Origin of the sequence: Agrobacterium tumefaciens (assembly GCF_005221385.1) — a bacterium.
Classification (GTDB): domain Bacteria; phylum Pseudomonadota; class Alphaproteobacteria; order Rhizobiales; family Rhizobiaceae; genus Agrobacterium; species Agrobacterium tomkonis.
On the sequence record NZ_CP039904.1, the window covers coordinates 294,286 to 313,841 of the forward strand.

Genomic DNA, 19,556 nt, shown 5'->3' on the forward strand with positions numbered 1-19,556 from the left:
ATACGGAGTGCGGCGGGCGCACTCCGTGAAAAATTAACCGGGCGGCAGCAGCACCGCCAAGTTTTTCCTACTGTCTGGAGAACCGGCCGAAGGCGCCGCCTGAAAAGCACAGGGGATCACCATCGCGGTGGGCTGCACGCAGCACTTCGCCGACGATGATCGTGTGATCTCCCGCATCATGGGCGGCGGCCTGCCGGCATTCAAACCGGGCGAGTGTTCCGGGAATGACCGGCACACCCTCATCGTTCATTTCCCAGTCCAGATCGTCAAAGGCACGGCCGTTGCGGGTGAAGCGGGCGCTCAGCACATCCTGATCGGCGCTCAGCACATGAATGGCGAAATGGGTGGCGCCGCTGAAGGCCGGATAACGCGACGAATTTTTGGCAGGCGACCACAGCACCAGCGGCGGATCGAGCGACACGGACGCAAAGCTGTTGACCGTCATGCCGATCGGGCCTTCCGGTGTTGTGGCCGTCACCACCGTGACCCCCGTCGTGAAGGCGCCAAGCGCGTTGCGAAAACTGCGGCTGTTTTCGCCGCCGGGAACGAATACATGCTCATTGGGCATTTTGATCGCCTCTGCCATTGCCACTGTCATCACGGCACCTCGTTTCCGATTGCGAGTGTATAAAGCTCAAACCATGTCTGGCGGTCGATTGTGACACGCAGGGCGTCAGCCGCCGTTTTGATGCGTTCGATATTGTTAGTGCCGAGCACCGGCACGATCTTCGACGGATGGCGCAAAAGCCAGGCGATGGCGACAGCGGTGGCATCCACGCCCTGCTCCTTGCCGATGCGCTGCAGCGCCGCCATTGTTCCACCATGGGCCCCGGAAAACAGCGAACCGCCGCCAAGCGGCGACCAGGCCATCGGCGAAACCCGCTTTTCCTGCAGGAAGGCGAGATCGCCATTGGTGAAACTATCCGTGGCAAGCAGGCTCATTTCGATCTGGTTCGTCACCAGCCGGTTTTTCATGGCAGATTGCAGCAGCGAGAAATCCCATGGGCGGAAGTTGGAGACGCCAACGGCCTTCACCTTGCCCGACGCCACCAGTGCGTCGAGCGCCTTGCCGGTTTCCTCCGCATCGATCAGCGGATCAGGTCGATGAATGAGCAGGAGATCGACATAGTCGGTTCCCATGTCGCGCAGGGATGCCTCGACCGACGCATTGATATGGCCAGCCGTCGTATCGTAATGCTTGACGCGGGCGGCGGAGTGCCGGCCGGCCGGCGCGACGATGCCGCATTTGGTGACGATCTCGATCTTGTCACGCAGTCCCGGAGCAGCCTTCAGGCCTCCACCCAGAATGGCTTCCGCCGTGTATCCGCCGTAAATATCGGCCTGATCCATGGTAGTGATTCCCTGCACCAGGCAGGCTTCGATCTTGGCCTGCACATGGGCGGGCGACGTGTCCTTATCGTCACCGATGCGCCACATGCCGTAAACGATGCGGCTGAGTTCCAATGTTTCAGAAAGAGCGATGCGTTCCATCAGTGGCGTTCCCCGTTGCCGAGCGGCGTGGCAGGCGTTTCAGAAGGCACCCGGCCGTAAGCATGCGGCAGGGAGCAGGTTTTCATCTGCGGCAGAACCTTGCTGCCGAAGTGTTCCGCCTCGTCAATATGCGGATAGCCGGAAAGAATGAAGGCGCGAATGCCCATCTTCTGGTATTCTTCCAGCGTCGACAGAACCTGATCCGTCGAACCGACAAGGGCCGCACCACAGCCGGAGCGCGCCCGGCCGATGCCGGTCCACAGATTGGGTTCAACATAACCGAACTTGTCAGCCAGTTCGCGGGCACGCGCCTGGTGCGACACGCCGAGCGAGCCGCTGTCATGGGCGCGGTTGCGGATCAGCTGGCCATATTCGTCATCCAGCTTCGAGACGAGATGCTCTGCATATTCGCGGGCTTCCTGTTCGGTATCGCGCACCACCATATGGACACGCAGGCCGTAATCCAGCGTGCGGCCATGGGCGGCAGCGCGTTCGTTGGCGGCGCGCATGCGGTCCGCCAGCTGGTCCTTCGTCTCCGGCCACATCAGATAGACGTCGCATTGCGCGCCGCAAAGTTCGAGCGCATCCGGCGAATATCCGCCGAAATAAAGCAGCGGTCCGCCATTCTGCTGGTAGGGTCGTGCCGGCTCGGTGGAGACGCCCTTGAACTGGTAGATCTCGCCGTCATGGTCGATGGTGTCACGTGTCCATGCCTGACGCAGTATCTCAACGACCTCATGGCTGCGCTTGTAACGAAACGCGCTGTCGGCCACTTCACCGGGAAAGTCGGAACTGATGACGTTGAGCGTCAGGCGGCCTTTCAGCATGTGGTCGAGCGTGGCCACCGTGCGTGCGAGCATGATCGGCTGCATCTCGCCGCAGCGTATCGCCGCGAGGAAATTGATACGGTCGCTGATCGGCGCGCAGCCGGCGACGAAGCTCAGCGTATCCTGCCCGACCTGATAGGATGAGGGGCAGAGGATGTTGCGGAAACCGAGTTCCTCGGCCTTTTTGACGATATCGGAACAATGCTCAAAACTGGAGCGCAGGCTACCGTCAGGCACGCCCAGATAGGCGTAATCATCGGAGCACAAAGCGGAAAACCAGGAGACCTCGGCAGCATCGAGATCAGCGGATGTAACGGGTACGACGGTCATGCAATTCCTCCTCAGGGCCGCTCTTGTTTTTCTTGCATAACATCAAGAAATATGTAAATCAATGATGTATCAATTTTTGTTTCGGGGAGGAAACGGCATCATGAAACACACTGGCGGCAGCCTGCCCATGTATCTGCAGATCGCTGAAATGCTGGTGCGCGAGGTGGCCGCGGGCCGGCTGATCGACGGCGAAAAGCTGGCGCCGGAACGGGATATGGCTGCCGATCTCGGCATCGCCGTCGGCACGCTTCGCAAGTCGCTCGCAGAACTGCAGGAGCGCGGGTTGCTGGAACGCGTGCAGGGTTCGGGCAATTACATCCGTGCCGTCAGCGATCCGCAAAGCGTTTACGCCTTCTTCCGTCTTGAGATGATCGAGGGCGGCGGCCTGCCGACGGCTGAGGTTCTGGATGTGGCGCGGCTTGCCAAGCCCGCCGCCCTGCCCGCTTTCGGCACCTCAGCGGAAGGACATCGCATCCGCCGCCTCCGGCGCATTGCCGGAAAACCGGCGGCAATCGAGGAAATCTGGCTTGATGGCTCTTATGTCGACACGATCGCCATCGAGCACATGTCGGAATCCCTCTATCTCTATTACCGCACCCGTCTCAATCTCTGGATATCGAAGGCGGAAGACCGCATCGACCTGGGCGATGTACCCGAATGGGCGCCCGAGGCCTTCGGTCAGAAGCCGGGCGCGCCGGTGCCGCGCGTGCTGCGTCTCAGCCAGGCGCAGGATGGCGCGGTGGCTGAAGTTTCATGGACCTGGTTCGACCATACGGTTGCCCGCTACGTTTCTCGCATACGTTGAGATCACCGCATATTCGCGTGATCCACATGGAGGCAAGAATTTGACGGGAGGCAAGGAAGCGACAACCTGCCTTGCGGCGAGTTTCGCCACTATATTTCTTTAAATCAACAACTTAATAGTTTTTGATTTCTGTCAGAAATAAAATTGATACACTATTGATTTCCTTTTTGTGAAAGGTAATATCACGGAATTAGGGAGACAGGCGTTTCGCCATCCCACGTTATCGCCGGATAATCGGAACAGATTTTCGACAGAGCGATGCGTGGAACTTGAAGGTTGATACCGGCTTTTGCGTCCATCCGGATTTTGGACGCGCCGGTTGTGAGGAGGAAAATATGGCTTCAGTCAGCCTGCGCAAGCTGGACAAGAGTTACGGTGCCCTGCGCATCGTCAAGGGCATCGACCTTGAAATCAACGATGGCGAATTCGTGGTTTTCGTCGGGCCTTCCGGCTGCGGCAAATCCACGACGCTGCGCATGGTCGCGGGGCTTGAGAGCATCAGCGGCGGTGAGGTCATGATCGGCGATCGCGTCGTCAACCGGCTGCCGCCGCGTGAACGTGACATCGCCATGGTGTTTCAGGACTATGCGCTTTATCCGCACAAGACCGTGCGCGAAAACATGGGGTTCAGCCTGAAAGTGCGCGGTGTGAGCGCCTCGCAGGCCAATGCCAGCATCGATGAGGCGGCGAAGATGCTCGGCATCGAGCATCTGCTTGACCGTCGCCCCGGCCAGCTTTCCGGCGGCCAGCGCCAGCGTGTGGCCATGGGCCGTGCCATCGTGCGCCGTCCCCAGGTCTTTTTGTTCGACGAGCCGCTTTCCAACCTCGACGCCAAGCTGCGCGGGCAGGTTCGCACGGAAATCAAGCGCCTGCACCAGCAGCTCGGCACGACAATCATCTATGTCACCCATGATCAGGTTGAGGCCATGACGCTGGCCGACCGCATCGTTATCCTGCGCGGCGGCGATATCGAGCAGGTCGGCACGCCGGACGAGGTCTATAACCGTCCGGAAAGCGTCTTCGTCGGCGGTTTTGTCGGTGCACCCGCCATGAATTTCGCCCGCGCCAGGGTGAACGGCGACCGGCTGACATTTTCCGACGGCAATTCCCTGCCGATGGGGGCCATCCGGCCAGCGCGCGAAACGGGCCTCGAAGGCCGCGAAGTCATCGTCGGCATTCGCCCCGAACATTTCGGCCCCGCCGAGGGCTTCGATACGCAGCTTGCGGTCAAGGTGCAGGTGGTGGAGCCGCTGGGTTCAGACACACTCGTCCATTTCAGCCTCGGAGATGCGGCGCTGACCGCAAGGATGCCGCCGCAGCTTCGCCCGGCACCGAACGAGGAGCTTAGGATCGGGCTCGATCCGTCCAAGGTTCATCTTTTCGACGCCGCGACGGAACGCTCAATCCACTGATTGCCGGGCGTGGAAACGCTGCGGCCAACGGGTTTAATAACGGGAGGAACACATGAAATTCAAAGCCATAACCGGGGCAGCGCTCTGCGCGACCATGCTCACTTTTTCGGGACAGGCGTTTGCCGATGCCGAACTGAAGATCTTCGTTTCCAGCCAGCACCAGCCGGATGTCTGGCGCAAGGCGCTCGATCAATATGAGGCGAAGACGCCGGGCGTGAAAGTCGTCATCGAGACCGGCGGCAACACCTCGGAAATGCAGGCGCAATATCTCAATACGGTGATGTCGGCCAAGGATTCCAGCCTCGACGTGCTGATGCTCGACGTCATCCGCCCCGCGCAATTCGCCACCGCCGGCTGGACCAGCGATTTCTCCGGCAAGGACATGTCCGCCTATCTGCCGACCTATGCCGAAGCCAACACCGTGGACGGCAAGATCGTGGCGCTGCCGGCCTTTGCCGACTCCATGTTCCTCTATTACCGCAAGGACCTGCTCGACAAATACGGCATCCAGCCGCCGACCACCTGGGACGAGCTGAAAGAAGCCTCCAAGAAGGTGATGGAGGGTGAAAAGAACCTCGAGCTTCAGGGCCTGTCCTTCCAGGGCAAGGCGATCGAAGGCGCGGTCTGCACCTTCCTGCTGCCCTATTGGAGCGAAGGCAAGTCACTGGTTGAAAACGGCAAGCTGAATTTCGACAACAAGGCGGCAATGGATTCGCTGAAGCTCTGGAAGAGCTTCGTCGATGAAGGCATTTCCAAGAAGAACATTTCCGAAGTCGCGACCGACGACACCCGCAAGGAATTCCAGGCCGGCAAGGTTCTTTTCGCCGTCAACTGGTCCTATGCCTGGACCCATTTCCAGGGCAAGGAATCGCAGGTGAACGACAAGGTCGGCGTCGCCCGCCTGCCGGCCGTCAAGGGCGGTGAGCAGACGACCTGCCTCGGCGGCTGGGAATTCGGCGTTTCCGCCTATTCCAAGCAGCAGGAAGAAGCCAAGAAGCTGGTGGAATATCTGTCCGGTCAGGATGTGTCGAAGTTCATGGCCATCAACGCCACGCTGCTGCCGACCTATGCTGCGCTTTACAAGGATGCCGACGTGACGAAGGCAATCCCGTGGTTCGCCGATGCGCTGCCCGTGGTTGAAACCGCCAAGGCCCGCCCCGTGACGCCGCGTTACAACGAGGTCAGCGAGACGATCCGCACCACCGTCAACGGCGTGCTTGCAGGCGTCATGACGCCGGAAGACGGCGCAAAGCAGATGGAAAGCCGTCTGCGGCGCGTTCTGCGCTAAGCTTCAAGGCCGGAAAGCGGCATGGTTTCATGCCCTTTCCGGCTGCTTCGACTGAATAAGAATAAACGCGCCCGGGCGGCGCGATAGACGGGCCGGATATGAACCGGTCCGATCGGGAGACGATGACGTGAATCCAGTTGCGGGAGTGGCAGGTGTGACAATGTCGGAAAGAACCATGGTCCGGGTGGACGAAAAGCAGCTGCCGCGCTGGACGCGGTGGCTCGATCTCGGCGACCGGTCGCTTGCCGTGCTTCTGCTGGCGCCTGCCGCCATTCTTCTGTCGCTGATCATCGTCTATCCGGTGGCGCGGCTCGTCTATACCTCGTTTTTCAGCCTGTCGCTGACATCGGGCCTGCCGGCCGAATTTATCGGCTTTGAAAACTATACGGCGATGTTCGATGATCCGATCTTCTGGGAAACGACCTGGAACACGGTGCTGATAACGCTGATTACCGTGCCCGGCGCCCTGTTCATGGGCCTCGGCCTCGCGCTGCTCGCCAACTTGCCCTTTTCCATGCAATGGCCGATGCGCCTGTCGCTGCTCATCCCGTGGGCGCTGCCGCTCTCCTTTGCCGGCCTGATCTTTGCGTGGTTTTTCCACTACGAATATGGCGTGGTCAATGATGTGCTGAACCGGCTGGGCTTTGAAGGCGTCATCTGGTTCAATTCCCCGAACTGGGCCTTTGCGGCCATCTGCCTGACGATCATCTGGAAGACATCCTCCTTCATGGCGCTGATGATCCTTGCCGGCCTGCAGACCATTCCGCGCTCGCTTTATGAGGCGGCAGATGTGGATGGCGCCGGCAAAATCCGGCAATTCTTCGAAATCACTCTGCCGCTCCTGAAGCCCTCGATCGTCGTCGCGCTCATCTTCCGCACGATCACGGCGCTGCAGACCTTTGATATTCCTTACATGATGACCGGCGGCGGGCCGGGCACATCCACCACAACCCTTGCCATGTATATCCACCAGAACACCGTTTCCTTCCTCGACCTCGGTTACGGTTCGGCCTTGGCGGTCATGATGTTTGCGCTTTCCATGTGCGTCACCGCCGTTTACCTCCGCATCATCAGGACGAAGGACTAAAGCCATGAGCACCGTTGCAAATTCCGGCCTGTCCTCCTTCTTTTCCGGCAAGCCGCTGCGCTTCATCGCGGCCTCCATCCTTCTGGTCAACGGGCTGTTTCCGGCAATCTGGATCCTCTTCACCTCGCTGAAGACGGAAGCGGAACTGACGGCGAAACCAATCACCTGGTTTCCGCACGCGCCGACGCTGGCCAACTACATGCAGGCCTTTTCCGACCAGCCGCTGCATCTCTTCCTGTTCAACAGCTTCATGGTGGCGCTGCTTTCGACCGCGCTCACCATTCTGATTTCGGTGCTGGCGGCTTACGCGCTGGCGCGGCTTAACCTCAAATACCGGGCGCTGATCCTCTCGCTGATCATCGCCGTTTCCACCTTTCCGCTGGTGACGCTGCTGGTGCCGCTGTTCGAGATCATGCGGGCGCTCAACCTGCTCAACAGCTGGACGGCGTTGATCCTGCCCTACACCGTGCTGTCGCTGCCGGTCTGCACCCTGATGCTGGTCTCCTTCTTCGAAAGCATCCCGCGCGATCTCGAAAACGCCGCCATGATCGATGGCTGCACCCGCATCGGGGCGCTGTTCAAGGTGGTGGTGCCGCTCTGCGCACCGGGCGTTTTCACCGCCGGCATTCTCGCCTTCGTTAATGCCTGGGATGAATTCCTGCTGGCGCTTTCCTTCAATTCCAACCCGGCGCTCCGCACCCTGCCCGTCGGCATCCAGCTTTACCAGGGTGAATTCGCCTTCCCCTGGCCGGTCATTTCGGCTGCGCTGGTAGTCGGCATCGTGCCGGTCGCGATCCTGATCGTCATCTTTCAGGAACGGGTTGTCTCCGGCCTCACCGCCGGCGGTCTCAAGGGCTAAACAGGTACAGTCATGCATTTCGAAAAGACCAAAGACGGCTTCACGCTCGCAATCGACGGCCGCACCATCCTGTCCCATTCGCCCGAAAACCCGGCCGTCTTCGCCGGTTTTGGCAAGGAGCGGATGGATATGTATCGCGGCAATTTCGATATCGAGGACTATGTCATCGAGCGAACCGCCCTGCGCCACGCCGAGTTCAGCGGCGACGGCGTCACGCTCTCCTCCGCACCCGGACAGGCACCGCGCCTTCGCCTGACGCTGGACGGCAACGCTATCCGGCTGACGGCGCTGGATGAAAGCGTCAACCGCCTCTGGCTGCGCATTGTCGCGGAAATGGATGAGCACATCTGGGGCGGCGGCGAGCAGATGTCCTATTTCGACATGCGCGGACGGCGTTTCCCGCTCTGGACGTCAGAACCCGGGGTCGGCCGCGACAAGACCAGCGAAATCACCTTCAAATCCGACGTCAGCGGCAAGGCGGGCGGCGATTATTACAACACCAACTATCCGCAGCCCACCTATCTGTCATCGCGCAGATATGCGTTGCATATTGAAACCAGCGCCTATTCAGTCTTCGATTTCCGCAATGGCGATTTCCACGAAATCGAGATCTGGGCGATCCCCGAAAAGATCGAGTTCTTCAGCGGCGAGAGTTTCGCCGAGATCGTTTCCGCCCTTTCGCTGCGGTTCGGACGCCAGCCGGAATTGCCGGAATGGGTCTATAATGGCGCGATCATCGGATTAAAGGACGGCGTCAACTCCTTTGCCCGATTGGAGAAAATTCGCGCAGCCGGCACGAAGGTTTCCGGCCTCTGGTGCGAGGACTGGGTTGGACTTCGCCAGACATCCTTCGGCGCGCGCCTCTTCTGGGACTGGCAGGCCAATGAGACCCGCTACCCGCATCTGCGCCAGAAGATCGCCGAGCTTGCCGATCACAACATTCGCTTTCTCGGTTATGTGAACCCTTACCTCTGCGTCGATGGACCGCTTTTCCCTGTCGCGGAAGAGGCCGGTTATTTCGCCACCGGTGCGGACGGCAAGACGGCGCTGGTGGATTTCGGCGAATTCGACTGCGGCGTGGTCGATTTCACCAATCCCGCCGCCGCCGAGTGGTTTGCCGAAGAGATCATCGGCAGGAACATGCTGGATTTCGGCCTCTCCGGCTGGATGGCCGATTTCGGCGAATATCTGCCGATCGACATCAACCTCTCCAACGGCGTCGATGCCAAGCTGATGCACAATGCCTGGCCCACCCTCTGGGCCGAGGTTAACGCGAAGGCCGTCGAAAGCCGGGGCAAGACGGGTGAGGCGCTGTTTTTCATGCGCGCAGGCTTCACCGGTGTGCAGGCCCATTGCCCGCTCATCTGGGGCGGCGATCAGTCGGTGGATTTCTCCCGCCACGACGGGCTTGTCACCGTCATCTGCGGCGCGCTCTCCTCGGGCCTCATGGGCAACGCCTATCACCATTCCGATATTGGCGGATACACCAGCCTGTTCGGTAATGTGAGGACGGCGGAACTCATCATGCGCTGGACGGAGATGGCCGCCTTCACCCCCGTCATGCGCACCCATGAGGGCAACCGCCCGCGCGACAATCTCCAGATCGACCAGGACGAAACGGTGCTCGGCCATTTTGCCCGCATGACGGCGATCTATGTCGCGCTCGCCCCCTATCTGAAATCGCTTTCCGCTGAAGCCGCCCAGACCGGCCTGCCGGTGCAGCGGCCGCTTTTCCTGCATTACGAGGATGACCGGCAGACCTACGCCATTCAGGACTGCTATCTCTATGGAGCCGACATGCTGGTCGCACCGGTCTGGAAAGCCGGCGAAACGCAACGCACGCTCTATCTTCCCGGCAACGGAGAATGGGTGCACCTGTGGAGCGGCGCACGTCATTCCGGCGGGCGTGAGATCACCATCGAAGCGCCACTCGGCCAGCCGGCTGTGTTCTATCGTGCCGAGAGCGGTCACGTCTCCTTGTTTGAACAGCTTCGCAGCATCTGAGCCGTTGACAGCCAGCTAAAAAAGCGACAGTTTCCGACCCATTCCGAGGGGAGCACCTGACGGTGCTGAGATGGCGATGAGCCGGACCCTTGAACCTGATCCGGGTGACGCTCACAACTGTTTTTGTTGATTTTTCAGCGTTTTTTGGGACACACTTATTAGCAATTCCATTAGCAATTTACGCGGTAATCGCGTCTTTATCTCTCTTCTCCGGGACAATTTAGGGCTACGGTTGCTCACCCAAAATGACCGGTGCAAGCGCTTCTAACTCTGCGCTGGGATCAAAGCCAATGACCCGAGCAATCCTCACATACTCAATCACATCAACACGCCGTTCGTAGCTTTCGAGATGCGCTACCCAAGGCTGTGTCTGCCCGAGCGCTTTAGCTACGTCTTCTTGCTTTAGCCCTGCCGCTTTCCGCTTATCGATAATGAGGTCAATGAGAGCGCGATGACCTTTAGACCAGATCGTTTTTTGCAAGAAAAAGCCCTCTTTGGTTGAAAGGGCTCTTTAAGTATATGGAAAAATCCGATATGGAAAAATTCCATATTAAAGAGTGATCTCGTGGTGGGAAAACGCGAGCTAACACGCCTACGACTGGTTGAATTTAAGGGACTAAAAGAGGGCTAAGTGAAATCAGACAGTTTATGGAAAACATGCGAAGACTGCGGAAAGCAGTTTCCGGTGAAGGCGAAGTCGTGTCCGCAGTGCGGTAAGGGCGGCAGGCGTTTTACGAAATTGAAGTGGTTTGGCGGCGGTTTCGTCGTGCTGATGATTGCCACTGCAATTTTTGGTTCGGGTGAGTCAGAGAAAGGCGCTGCTGCTGGCAACGGTACCAACGCTGTTCCTGCGTCAGCCGTAAAATCTGCCGCCTCGCTTTTGCCAGAACAGCAGGCAAGCTTCATCGCAGCAATCAGCGACTACAAAACCCGTTTTGAATCTTCTGGAAACGAACTTCAGCAAAGTGTTTTGCGAGACGAACGCCGTATGGCGATCTTGAAAGCGGTGGATGGACAGCTTCGCGCTGAAGGATGGCTAGGGACACTTCGCAAGCTGGAAACCAACAGTGACGGCAACGCGATAGTCATCGTTCGTGTCGCGCCGAATATTGATCTGGCGACATGGAATAACGCGATGTCCGATATCCTGCATTCGACCCTGATCGAAAAGGGAACTCCGATTTACGCTGCCCTCGTAAATATGTCGGTTGGCGACAAGGTAAAGGTTTCCGGCAACTTCATCCGCGCTGAAGCGGACGGCTTGTTCGAACAAAGCATTACCATTCGCGGCGCAATGACCGCTCCAGAATTCCTTTTCAAATTCACTGACATTTCCAAATAGGAGAATTGACCATGGCGCTTATCAGCTGCCCGGAATGCAACAACAACGTCAGCGACGCGGCATTCAAATGCCCATCTTGCGGTACACAGCTTCGTAAGCCAAAGCGCGGTTTCTTCGGGAAACTGTTCAAATGGTCCTTCATCGGATTCAACGCGCTGATGCTGCTATGGGCTGTTGCAGGCTTCAATGCTGCCACGAAAGATATGGGGACTCTTACGGGTGCGGAACAAGCCGGAGCGGCAATCGGGACAGGTATTGGTATGGCGATGGTGCTGACCGTGTGGGTATTAGGCGCAATCGTCCTTGGGATGTTCGTACTCTTCACCAGACCGAAGGTCGTCTAATTTGGAGATCAGAGGCGAAATATTCGCCCGCGTGCCCTGTAGATTTTAATGCAACTGATGGATTGCTGATGCTTGCGAAACTCTCTGGCATTTCGTTTCTTGCGGTTGTCGTATCGGCAACAGTCGCCAATTCTGCTTGCCTGAAGGAAGCAGATATTCAACGCCACAATGCGGATTTAAAATCCCATTCGGAAGATATCGGACGAAAGGATGGCAGCGTCGTTTCCATCTATCGACAAAAAGGCAGCGCACGCTTTGTCGAGGTCGTTCGTCAAAACCGCTGTATCACGACTATCAAAGTCCTGAGCGCTGATGAGTTGGATCGAAAATACGATCTTATGGCTGCGCTTTGGGATGAACGCGCCATTGCTCAAGCAGAAGCTCTCGACAACGAAGGAATGGATGAAGGCGACGACATTGAAGTAGTCTCGGATGCCGATCTGCCATTCCTGTCTATGGACAGATTTCCTGTATCCGGCATCTACTCAGCTCCGATCAGACTCCCCGATTTCAAAGGTAGGGATCGCGACTTCGCCACTTTTCGCACACGCATCTCCAACGGCATGAAGGCAGGGGTGAATTTCTCCGGACAGTACGCGATTACGCAAATCGGCTGCGGATCGAGTTGTTCGATAGCCTTCGTAAGTGATCTCAAGACGGGTCAGCAGTTTCGCTTTCCGCATGGCGGTGAGGAAGCCGGACCTATGACGCTAAAGCACATTGCGGGCAGCCGGCTCCTGATCGCAACGTGGCGCGATGGCGATCAATGTGTACTTGAGTCAATGATCTTCAATGCCGGAACCTGGGACTCGTTGGCGAAGCATCCAATTGGCGATTCAGACGCCTGCTATGAAGACATTGATGACAATATCAGCGCATTCAAAAACAGACGGGACATTAGCGGGGCAAACGCAGCTCTCGCTTCAGGAAATAAAAGCGCCAACACTGGTCACCTTAAAACGCCGATGAATCAGGAACAGCCCGCCAGCGTCGCACCGGACGCGGGGATGACCGAATACGACAACATCAATGTCGCGGCGTTGCTGGACCTTTATGAAGGCTACGACTCTATCCGCGCTTGCTTCAAAGCCAGAGAAAATCAGTTCCCGCCTTATCTGTCACGACAAGAGATGGAAAAAGCGGAAGCGCACTTCCGGAGGGATGAGGCGGAAATTTTAAAGCGTGACCCAAGGATCGATAAGCAAGCCGTGTCTCGAAAAGCGCACGAGTTGAACAAGTTGTTTACAATGGCTGTCGTTCTAACGGGGATGAAAGATATGAATTATCAACACTGGAAGGCATGCCAAAAACTGGCATCGTTTTTTCCACCCGGTATCGAAAACGCGAGATTGAAAAAGCGCGAAGTTATTGGACAGAGAAATAAGACTGGTGGACTCATCGTCCCTCAAGACCCTCGCTTCAGATGAGCTTTTCAGAATGAAATCGCGGGGAAATTGCACGTTCTTGCCGGAGGCGACAGGATGAAAATTCGCTTGCTTCCGAGATCAATACAGTGAATTGCCCCAGTCGATGCTCCAAGCGTTTTCAGGAATGTTTTTTAATACGGCTGAGAGATGCGAAGTCGCCCCCTCATCATCTCCTTTTCGGGTTGAAAGTCTCGACCAAACGAACGTATGGCGTCCATCAATCGTACCTTTCTTAGCAAAGCTACTATGGTTTTCGAATAGCGAGGCGAGACCTTGATCTACATGAACGACGATCTGTTGTTTGAAACTTCCAAACCCATTTGATTTCATTCGTCGTCCTAATAGTGAGATAAACTGTAGGGCTCAATTACCGATCACGTTTGGTCACCAAAGCGGCTCCAAAATGGAAAATCGATGGACGGCGCTGGGTAGAAATTGAACGGAGCATAATTTGTTCGATTATCTCTCAAGTGCCGTTCAAATTTCAGCGAGTAGCCCAGAAATTGGTCGAGGTCGCACAAGCTATCTACCGGCTTAAAGTCTATCAATGAAATATCGGCTGTTGGGTTAGTTATCTTATATCCGCCCTCCGGAGTCAAAAACCTACGATTATTATGCCGGAAATTTTCAAGTGTTCTTTCATGAAACAAAATGGCTCCATGAGCATGCGGATAAAGCGAATTTACTTGAAAGCCGTTTTCGCGACTTCCTTCAATATCAAAAGCTGTGAAAGCCATGGGCTGTAGTTTTTTGTTCCGCCGTGACACTTTACCGTAAGCATCCGGCGAAGGCCGCAGGTCAGGCCGCCTGAGCACTCAGCGTCTTGGGTGTCCAGTTCCACGGCAGCAATTGCTCGAGCCTGCTGATCGGCGTGTCCGCAATGTTGGCGAGGACGTCGGCAAGCCAGGCCTGCGGGTCGATGTCATTGAACTTGGCGCTCATGATCAGTGTCGCCATGAACGCCGCACGTTCAGCACCACGATCCGATCCGGCAAACAGCCATGACTTCCTGCCGAGCGCAAAGCCTCTGAGCGCTCGTTCGGCAGCATTGTTCGTCAGGCAAATCCGGCCGTCTTCCAGGAATGACGTGAAGCCATCCCATCGCTTGAGCATGTAATCTATCACCTCGGCGACGGGAGAACTGCGCGACAATTTTGCCCGCTCGGTTTGGAGCCAATCATGCAGCTCTTCGGCGAGTGGCTGGCTGTCTTTGCGGCGGCGCTCCAGACGCTGCTCGGCGGCAAGACCGTTGATCTCCCGTTCGACATAGAACAGGGCATCGATCCGTTTGACGGCCTCCAATGCCATTGGCGAGATCGGCGCAGCTTTGCTGCCACGTTTGGCGTTCGCGGCGATGTCGGCCAGCACGAAGAACTTGCGGCGTGAATGTGCCCAGCAAAGTGCTTGGCGCAGAGGCGCGGGATCGCGATCTACCTTGAACAGCGGATTGTAGCCGCCATAGGCATCCGCCTGCAGAATGCCGGAGAAGGTCTTCAGGTGGCGTTCGGGATGCTCCTGTCGCCGGTCTCGCGATGCGTAGAACAAAGCCGCAGGCGGTGACAGCCCGCCAAACGGCCGGTCATCCCGGACATAGGTCCAGATGCGGCCCGTATCGGTCTTTCCCTTCGCCAGGATCGGCACGGTCGTGTCGTCGCCATGCAGTCGCTCGGCCGCCAGGACATGGGCCTCGATTAACGAATGGATTGGCTTCAGGGCCGCTGCACAAGCGCCGACCTGATCGGCCAGCGTCGACATGCTGAGGTCGATCCCCTCGCGGGCATAGCGCTCGCTCTGGCGATTGAGCGGCTGATGCTGGGCGAACTTCTCGAACAGGATCATCGCCAGAAGGTTCGGGCCGGCAAAGCCGCGCGGCGTCACATGGAAGGGTGCTGGCGGCTGCGAGATCTTCTCGCATTCGCGGCAGGAGAACTTCTCCCGCACGGTCTGAATGACCTTCCACTGACGCGGGATGACCTCCAGGGTCTCCGTGATGTCCTCACCGAGCTTCGACAGCTTGGCCGAGCCGCAGCAGGGGCAACTCGTCGGGGCAGCGATGACGACGCGCTCGCGCGGCAGATGTTCGGGGAACGGTTTCCGTGATGGTCGCTTGCGCTCGAAGGCCCTGACGGTCGAGGCATTGGCTGCGATCTCCGCCGCCAGTTCATCTTCGCCAGCATCAGCCTCCAGCTCCTCGAGCTGCAGTTCCATCTGTTCGAGAAGCCGCGCTTTGCGCTCGGAGCGGCTGCCGTAGAGCTCGCGGCGGACCTTCTCGATCTCCAGCTTCAACCGCGCGATTAGCGCCTCGGAATGCGATACGAGCGCCTTCGCGCTGGCGGCCTCTGCCTTGGCGGTCGCGGCCTCTGCCTCGGCCGCAATCCGCAGAGCACGCTCCGCCGCCAGGGCCGCAAGTGCGCCGGCAAGGTCGTCGGGAAGCTGTTCAGCCGCATCGTCCATGACCTGATGGAATCATATTCCATCCAGCGATTCCAGCGTTTTTGCTTATCCGGCCGACGTCGGTCGCCAGGTTTTTTGCGGCATCCGCCAGTCGATCCCTTCCAGCAAATAACCGAGTTGCCCAGGGGTAATCACGACCGTCCCATCGGCCGACGATGGCCATATGAAGCGTCCACGTTCCAGCTTCTTCGTGAACAGGCAGGCTCCTTGGCCATCATGCCAGATGACCTTGATCAGGCCACCGCCACGACCGCGGAAGACGAACAGGTGTCCGCACATCGGATCGCGCTTCAGCGTCTCTTGCACCATCAGTGACAGACCAGGGAAACCCTTGCGCATGTCTGTATGGCCTGTCGCCAGCCAGACCTTCACACCAGCGGGGACCGGGATCATCGCCGACCCAGCACACAGTCGAGAATGCGACCGAGCGCCTCCGTGTCGATGTCGCTGTCCACACGGACACGGCGACCGCGGCCCAGCTCAATCGTCACATCGCTACGCTTCCGACGGGGTTGCGGCGCGACTGGCGTTTCCGTGGCGGCGGGCTGGACTGCCGGCGAGGCCTCCGACACGATCACGGGCACCAACGTGCTCGCCGTATCAGGCCTCGGTTCCTCGATTCGGCAGAGTTCCTTGCGCCACCGAAAGAGCTGGCTCACGTGGATGCCGGCCGCACGGGCAATCTCGGAAAGAACCGCACCAGGCTCAAGGCAGGCTGCAACTAGCCGCTCTTTGTCCTCGCGAGACCAGCGCCGACGGCGCTCGACAGACGTGATCACTTCAATCGGATGCTTCGTCATAGGACTACTCCTAGTGTTTGCACTAGGACTTCCGATGTTCGCATCAAGCTCGCAAGACGGCCCTCACCGTGGGCTTACACTTTACCAGTGTTAAAGCATTGAGGTCTGAGAACAGAGGCGTGATAGCGTCCGAAAGCTTTTTCAACTTTGCGCTGTGCCTCGATAATGTTTTGATAACTACCATAAGTTTGTAATTGCAATGTAATAATAAAAGAATTTTTTCTAATGTAATTTGGCGCTCTTCGCATATTTGCATTGTCTGAATTTATTATATCGAATTCTGCTTTCTGGATAATAGTATCTAAAACCCATTCTTTTGTTTTATTGATTGTCATCTTTCTCTGTAATAGGCAATATAAATCTAATTGCGCCATTCGTGAAATGGCACATGTGAAAAATTAATAAAGAAAACCAAGATCGCTCTAGTGAGCGGACCCCTGATTACCGAAAATCGGTTGCTTCTTATTTAGTTGAGGGATTTTTACCGCGTTGAACTCCAAGGATGAGTTCTTTTGCGACTGTTATACTGTATCAAATTAATGTAGTTTCATCAACTAAATTATTGATAAATTACATAATTTCCTTGTCGCGATACACATTCGAGTTCCAGCGATGTCATCATTGTACGGAAGATCGCAATTTTCAAGATAATCGATCCAGCGTCTGCCAATCGTGCAACGCAAGGGGCTAGTGTGTCCGATAAGGTATAGCTCTGCGTACATCCAAAACCCCAATCTAATTGGTGTCCGATAGGATTGACTCCAGTCAACGTACATGCATTTAATCGGTCAAGACCTATTCGGACACTTGGAGCCGCTATGACCACCATCCTTTACGCCCGCGTATCAACCCTCGAACAAGACCTTTCACATCAGGAAACCCATGCGCGGGAAGCCGGTTTCGAAATAGATGAGGTAATTGCCGATCATGGGGTCTCAGGTGTCAGCACAAAGCTTTCCGAAAGACCAGAAGGAAGGCGACTGTTCGACAAGCTGCGCAAAGGTGATGTACTTGTTGTTCGTTGGGTAGACCGTCTTGGCAGGAACTACGAGGATGTGACCGAGACCATTCGACACTTCATGAAAATGGGTGTAATCGTCCGAACCGTCATCAACAAAATGACTTTCGATGGATCGACTGACGAGCCAATTGAGAAGGCAGTCAGAGACGCCCTGATTGGCTTCATGGCAGCAACCGCCCAAGCACAGGCAGAAGCGACGAAAGCCGCTCAGAGAGCCGGTATTGAAGCGAAGAAGGGTGATCGCGAACTGTATCGAGGGAAGAAGCCAAGCTTCGACAGGAAAGGCTTTAGTGATGTCATGGACATGCTGGCAAACGATGCAGGCGCATCAGCCATTTCCAAAGTGACAGGACTTACACGACAGACCATTCTCCGCATTAAAGCAGACCCGGCAGCGGCTGAAACCGCATTGCAGAGATGGGGTATGTGATTGTTCTATAATAGTGGAATATGGCGGAAATGCTGGTAGAAAGCTGGAGGTTTGACCGGCACTGGCTGAATTTGTGGTCAACGTCACTCTTTATCCGCGACATCAGAGTTAAAGTCGTCACCTACGATTACTATTTCCGGCATCGAGATTATCTGCCCTGATGCCAGAAGGTCAGCCTGAGTAGGTTTCATTTTCCACCTATCGGTCGGAGATAACGTCTGCCTCTTCGGTTCATTAATCTCCGTGAGCCGACTAGATAAACGTGCGATCTCTTTTTGAACCCCCTGCAATTGGTCGATAATGAATTGTTGAGAACCAACTTCCTGGGTTTGTAGTTCAGTGACTTTCACGCGATGGAAATGTTTCAGAAATGGTGAGTAGTCTGGATCAGCATCCTTCAGTTTGACACTCGCGATAATAGCCGCAGCGACTATTTCTTGAAATTCGCGCACGTCGTCAAAACGCAGATCGGCACGATAATTGATGTGTTTGATCGTCGATGTATCGAACGAATATTCCGTTTTATGATCTTTGATGATGATAGTTGGTTTGTCGAAAGCCAGTCGCATTCCCAATTCGAACATGACGTTGGGATTTCTTCCCGACACGTCGCAAACAACAATCGGATCGTCGTAAAGATTTTGGACGATCCTCCCGTGAATAACGCCAGTTTCTTCGCTTTCACTCACTATTCGTGGAAAATAGCCAGCTTCTTTAATAGCTTCGTCTAATGCAATTCGAACACGACCCCAATGACCGGGTTCATACCCTGCCATGTCAGCAATGGGCATGATGATACCGCAGATGGGCAAGGCTTTCTGTTGGGCAGTTTCTTCAGTATTCGGCTTTTGCGGTTTGGAGTTCATGGTTTGCTCTTTTATTTGAACAGCCGGTAAAGCTAATCAGTTGTCATTAATTCGCATAGAGTTGTAAAATCGATCTCGTTCCGTAGGCAACCGAAACTGATCTGTGAGCCAGCTTCGACGTTCATTTATCAAAACTCTTGTTTCATCATCGAACTTCATGATCGTTTCTCCATAGGAGCCGACTGATGGGACTTTCGGGCATTGACGAAGCTGAATTAGATCGTAAATGCCGTCCGAAATTTCTTCGAACCAATCACATATATCATCACCGAAAACAAAGCGGGCGCGTTGTATTAGGTCGTTCAATTCCAAATAGGCAGCGTCCAAATCATGCATATTTGGAAATTTTTTTCCGAACTTCACGAAGTCGCTGTAAATATTATATCTCTCACCAAACAAGCTTAATCGGTAGGTCTTTTTTGCGGTCTCTTCAGCCAACGTGTGCTGCTGTTGTAGCAATTCAGATTGTTTGTTGATTGTTCTCAATTGCGCATCAACAACTTCTTGATTTTCCTTGAATTGAGTTCGTGTCTCAACCAATTCCTGCCTTTGAGTAAGAACTGCCGCCACTAGCCAAATAAATGCTAATGGTGAAAAGACACCCGCGAGAAAATCACCAACTTCGTTCAGGTCTGGTGAAGATAAAAAGACCCATATTTTATAAAATTCGACCTTCCATACAATGAATGTGATGTATGCAGTTGTGGAAACTAAAGCGACGATAAGCCAATTTATCCGGTTCCAAACGCTCTTCATCTACTCACCAATT

Annotated in this window: 22 protein-coding genes; 10 read left to right on the plus strand and 12 right to left on the minus strand. The window is 55.9% G+C overall.

The window, feature by feature from the left end:
- Positions 1-67: 67 nt before the first annotated feature.
- Genes CFBP6623_RS16540 through CFBP6623_RS16550 form a run of 3 tightly spaced genes read right to left on the minus strand, consistent with a single transcriptional unit; the run spans position 68 to position 2,648 of the window.
- Positions 68-592, minus strand: a complete 525-nt coding sequence (locus CFBP6623_RS16540; protein ID WP_046801089.1) for a flavin reductase family protein — start codon at positions 590-592, stop codon at positions 68-70.
- A gap of 5 nt (positions 593-597) precedes the next feature.
- Positions 598-1,491: an aldo/keto reductase gene (locus CFBP6623_RS16545; protein WP_046800784.1), complete on the minus strand. Its 894-nt coding sequence runs from the start codon at positions 1,489-1,491 to the stop codon at positions 598-600.
- Positions 1,491-2,648, minus strand: a complete 1,158-nt coding sequence (locus CFBP6623_RS16550; protein WP_046800783.1) for an LLM class flavin-dependent oxidoreductase — start codon at positions 2,646-2,648, stop codon at positions 1,491-1,493. The genes CFBP6623_RS16545 and CFBP6623_RS16550 overlap by 1 nt, the downstream gene beginning before the upstream one ends.
- 100 nt (positions 2,649-2,748) lie before the next feature.
- Here CFBP6623_RS16550 and CFBP6623_RS16555 point away from each other — a divergent pair, with 100 nt between their 5' ends.
- From CFBP6623_RS16555 to CFBP6623_RS16580, 6 genes are all read left to right on the plus strand, one after another.
- Positions 2,749-3,453, plus strand: coding sequence for a GntR family transcriptional regulator (locus CFBP6623_RS16555; RefSeq protein WP_052819037.1), 705 nt, complete (start codon positions 2,749-2,751; stop codon positions 3,451-3,453).
- Positions 3,454-3,788: 335 nt separating this feature from the next.
- A complete protein-coding gene (locus CFBP6623_RS16560) occupies positions 3,789-4,865 on the plus strand; it encodes an ABC transporter ATP-binding protein (RefSeq protein WP_046800781.1) in 1,077 nt (358 codons plus the stop codon).
- Positions 4,866-4,917: 52 nt separating this feature from the next.
- Positions 4,918-6,153, plus strand: a complete 1,236-nt coding sequence (locus CFBP6623_RS16565) for an ABC transporter substrate-binding protein (RefSeq protein WP_046800780.1) — start codon at positions 4,918-4,920, stop codon at positions 6,151-6,153.
- 175 nt (positions 6,154-6,328) lie between these two features.
- A complete protein-coding gene (locus CFBP6623_RS16570; protein WP_003519885.1) occupies positions 6,329-7,240 on the plus strand; it encodes a carbohydrate ABC transporter permease in 912 nt (303 codons plus the stop codon).
- Between the two features lie 4 nt (positions 7,241-7,244).
- Positions 7,245-8,099 (plus strand): carbohydrate ABC transporter permease, encoded by an 855-nt coding sequence (locus tag CFBP6623_RS16575; protein ID WP_035220846.1) that lies wholly within the window; start codon positions 7,245-7,247, stop codon positions 8,097-8,099.
- A 12-nt stretch (positions 8,100-8,111) separates the two neighbouring features.
- Positions 8,112-10,103, plus strand: coding sequence for an alpha-glucosidase (locus CFBP6623_RS16580; RefSeq protein ID WP_080842784.1), 1,992 nt, complete (start codon positions 8,112-8,114; stop codon positions 10,101-10,103).
- A gap of 226 nt (positions 10,104-10,329) precedes the next feature.
- Here CFBP6623_RS16580 and CFBP6623_RS16590 read toward each other — a convergent pair whose 3' ends face one another.
- Positions 10,330-10,584, minus strand: a complete 255-nt coding sequence (locus CFBP6623_RS16590; protein WP_045021911.1) for a helix-turn-helix domain-containing protein — start codon at positions 10,582-10,584, stop codon at positions 10,330-10,332.
- A 150-nt stretch (positions 10,585-10,734) separates the two neighbouring features.
- Here CFBP6623_RS16590 and CFBP6623_RS16595 point away from each other — a divergent pair, with 150 nt between their 5' ends.
- The 3 genes from CFBP6623_RS16595 (at position 10,735) to CFBP6623_RS16605 (ending at position 13,216) form a co-directional block, all read left to right on the plus strand.
- Positions 10,735-11,445, plus strand: a complete 711-nt coding sequence (locus CFBP6623_RS16595; RefSeq protein ID WP_137002552.1) for a hydrogenase maturation nickel metallochaperone HypA — start codon at positions 10,735-10,737, stop codon at positions 11,443-11,445.
- Between the two features lie 11 nt (positions 11,446-11,456).
- Positions 11,457-11,789, plus strand: coding sequence for a zinc ribbon domain-containing protein (locus CFBP6623_RS16600; RefSeq protein ID WP_080842786.1), 333 nt, complete (start codon positions 11,457-11,459; stop codon positions 11,787-11,789).
- A gap of 68 nt (positions 11,790-11,857) precedes the next feature.
- The gene (locus tag CFBP6623_RS16605) at positions 11,858-13,216 is read left to right on the plus strand and encodes a hypothetical protein (RefSeq protein ID WP_080842787.1); all 1,359 of its coding nucleotides are present in this window, start codon (positions 11,858-11,860) and stop codon (positions 13,214-13,216) included.
- A 78-nt stretch (positions 13,217-13,294) separates the two neighbouring features.
- On the opposite strand, the gene CFBP6623_RS16610 is transcribed toward CFBP6623_RS16605, so the two are convergent.
- The 6 genes from CFBP6623_RS16610 to CFBP6623_RS16635 form a co-directional block, all read right to left on the minus strand.
- Positions 13,295-13,546 (minus strand): hypothetical protein, encoded by a 252-nt coding sequence (locus CFBP6623_RS16610; RefSeq protein WP_137002553.1) that lies wholly within the window; start codon positions 13,544-13,546, stop codon positions 13,295-13,297.
- 44 nt (positions 13,547-13,590) lie between these two features.
- Positions 13,591-13,953 carry a hypothetical protein gene (locus CFBP6623_RS16615; protein ID WP_137002554.1) on the minus strand — a complete coding sequence of 121 codons (363 nt, stop codon included), beginning with the start codon at positions 13,951-13,953 and terminating at the stop codon, positions 13,591-13,593.
- Positions 13,954-14,014: 61 nt separating this feature from the next.
- Positions 14,015-15,670, minus strand: a complete 1,656-nt coding sequence (gene tnpC, locus CFBP6623_RS16620) for an IS66 family transposase (protein WP_233282618.1) — start codon at positions 15,668-15,670, stop codon at positions 14,015-14,017.
- Between the two features lie 45 nt (positions 15,671-15,715).
- On the minus strand, positions 15,716-16,063 hold the full coding sequence (gene tnpB / locus CFBP6623_RS16625) for an IS66 family insertion sequence element accessory protein TnpB (RefSeq protein WP_080842789.1): 348 nt from the start codon (positions 16,061-16,063) through the stop codon (positions 15,716-15,718).
- Positions 16,060-16,470, minus strand: a complete 411-nt coding sequence (gene tnpA, locus CFBP6623_RS16630) for an IS66-like element accessory protein TnpA (protein WP_080842790.1) — start codon at positions 16,468-16,470, stop codon at positions 16,060-16,062. The genes tnpB and tnpA overlap by 4 nt, the downstream gene beginning before the upstream one ends.
- A gap of 74 nt (positions 16,471-16,544) precedes the next feature.
- Positions 16,545-16,805: a hypothetical protein gene (locus CFBP6623_RS16635; RefSeq protein WP_137002555.1), complete on the minus strand. Its 261-nt coding sequence runs from the start codon at positions 16,803-16,805 to the stop codon at positions 16,545-16,547.
- 483 nt (positions 16,806-17,288) lie between these two features.
- Here CFBP6623_RS16635 and CFBP6623_RS16640 point away from each other — a divergent pair, with 483 nt between their 5' ends.
- Positions 17,289-17,921, plus strand: coding sequence for a recombinase family protein (locus CFBP6623_RS16640; protein WP_080842791.1), 633 nt, complete (start codon positions 17,289-17,291; stop codon positions 17,919-17,921).
- Between the two features lie 83 nt (positions 17,922-18,004).
- On the opposite strand, the gene CFBP6623_RS16645 is transcribed toward CFBP6623_RS16640, so the two are convergent.
- Positions 18,005-18,787, minus strand: coding sequence for a hypothetical protein (locus CFBP6623_RS16645; RefSeq protein WP_080842792.1), 783 nt, complete (start codon positions 18,785-18,787; stop codon positions 18,005-18,007).
- A 36-nt stretch (positions 18,788-18,823) separates the two neighbouring features.
- Positions 18,824-19,543 carry a hypothetical protein gene (locus CFBP6623_RS16650; protein ID WP_080842793.1) on the minus strand — a complete coding sequence of 240 codons (720 nt, stop codon included), beginning with the start codon at positions 19,541-19,543 and terminating at the stop codon, positions 18,824-18,826.
- Positions 19,544-19,556: the final 13 nt, after the last annotated feature.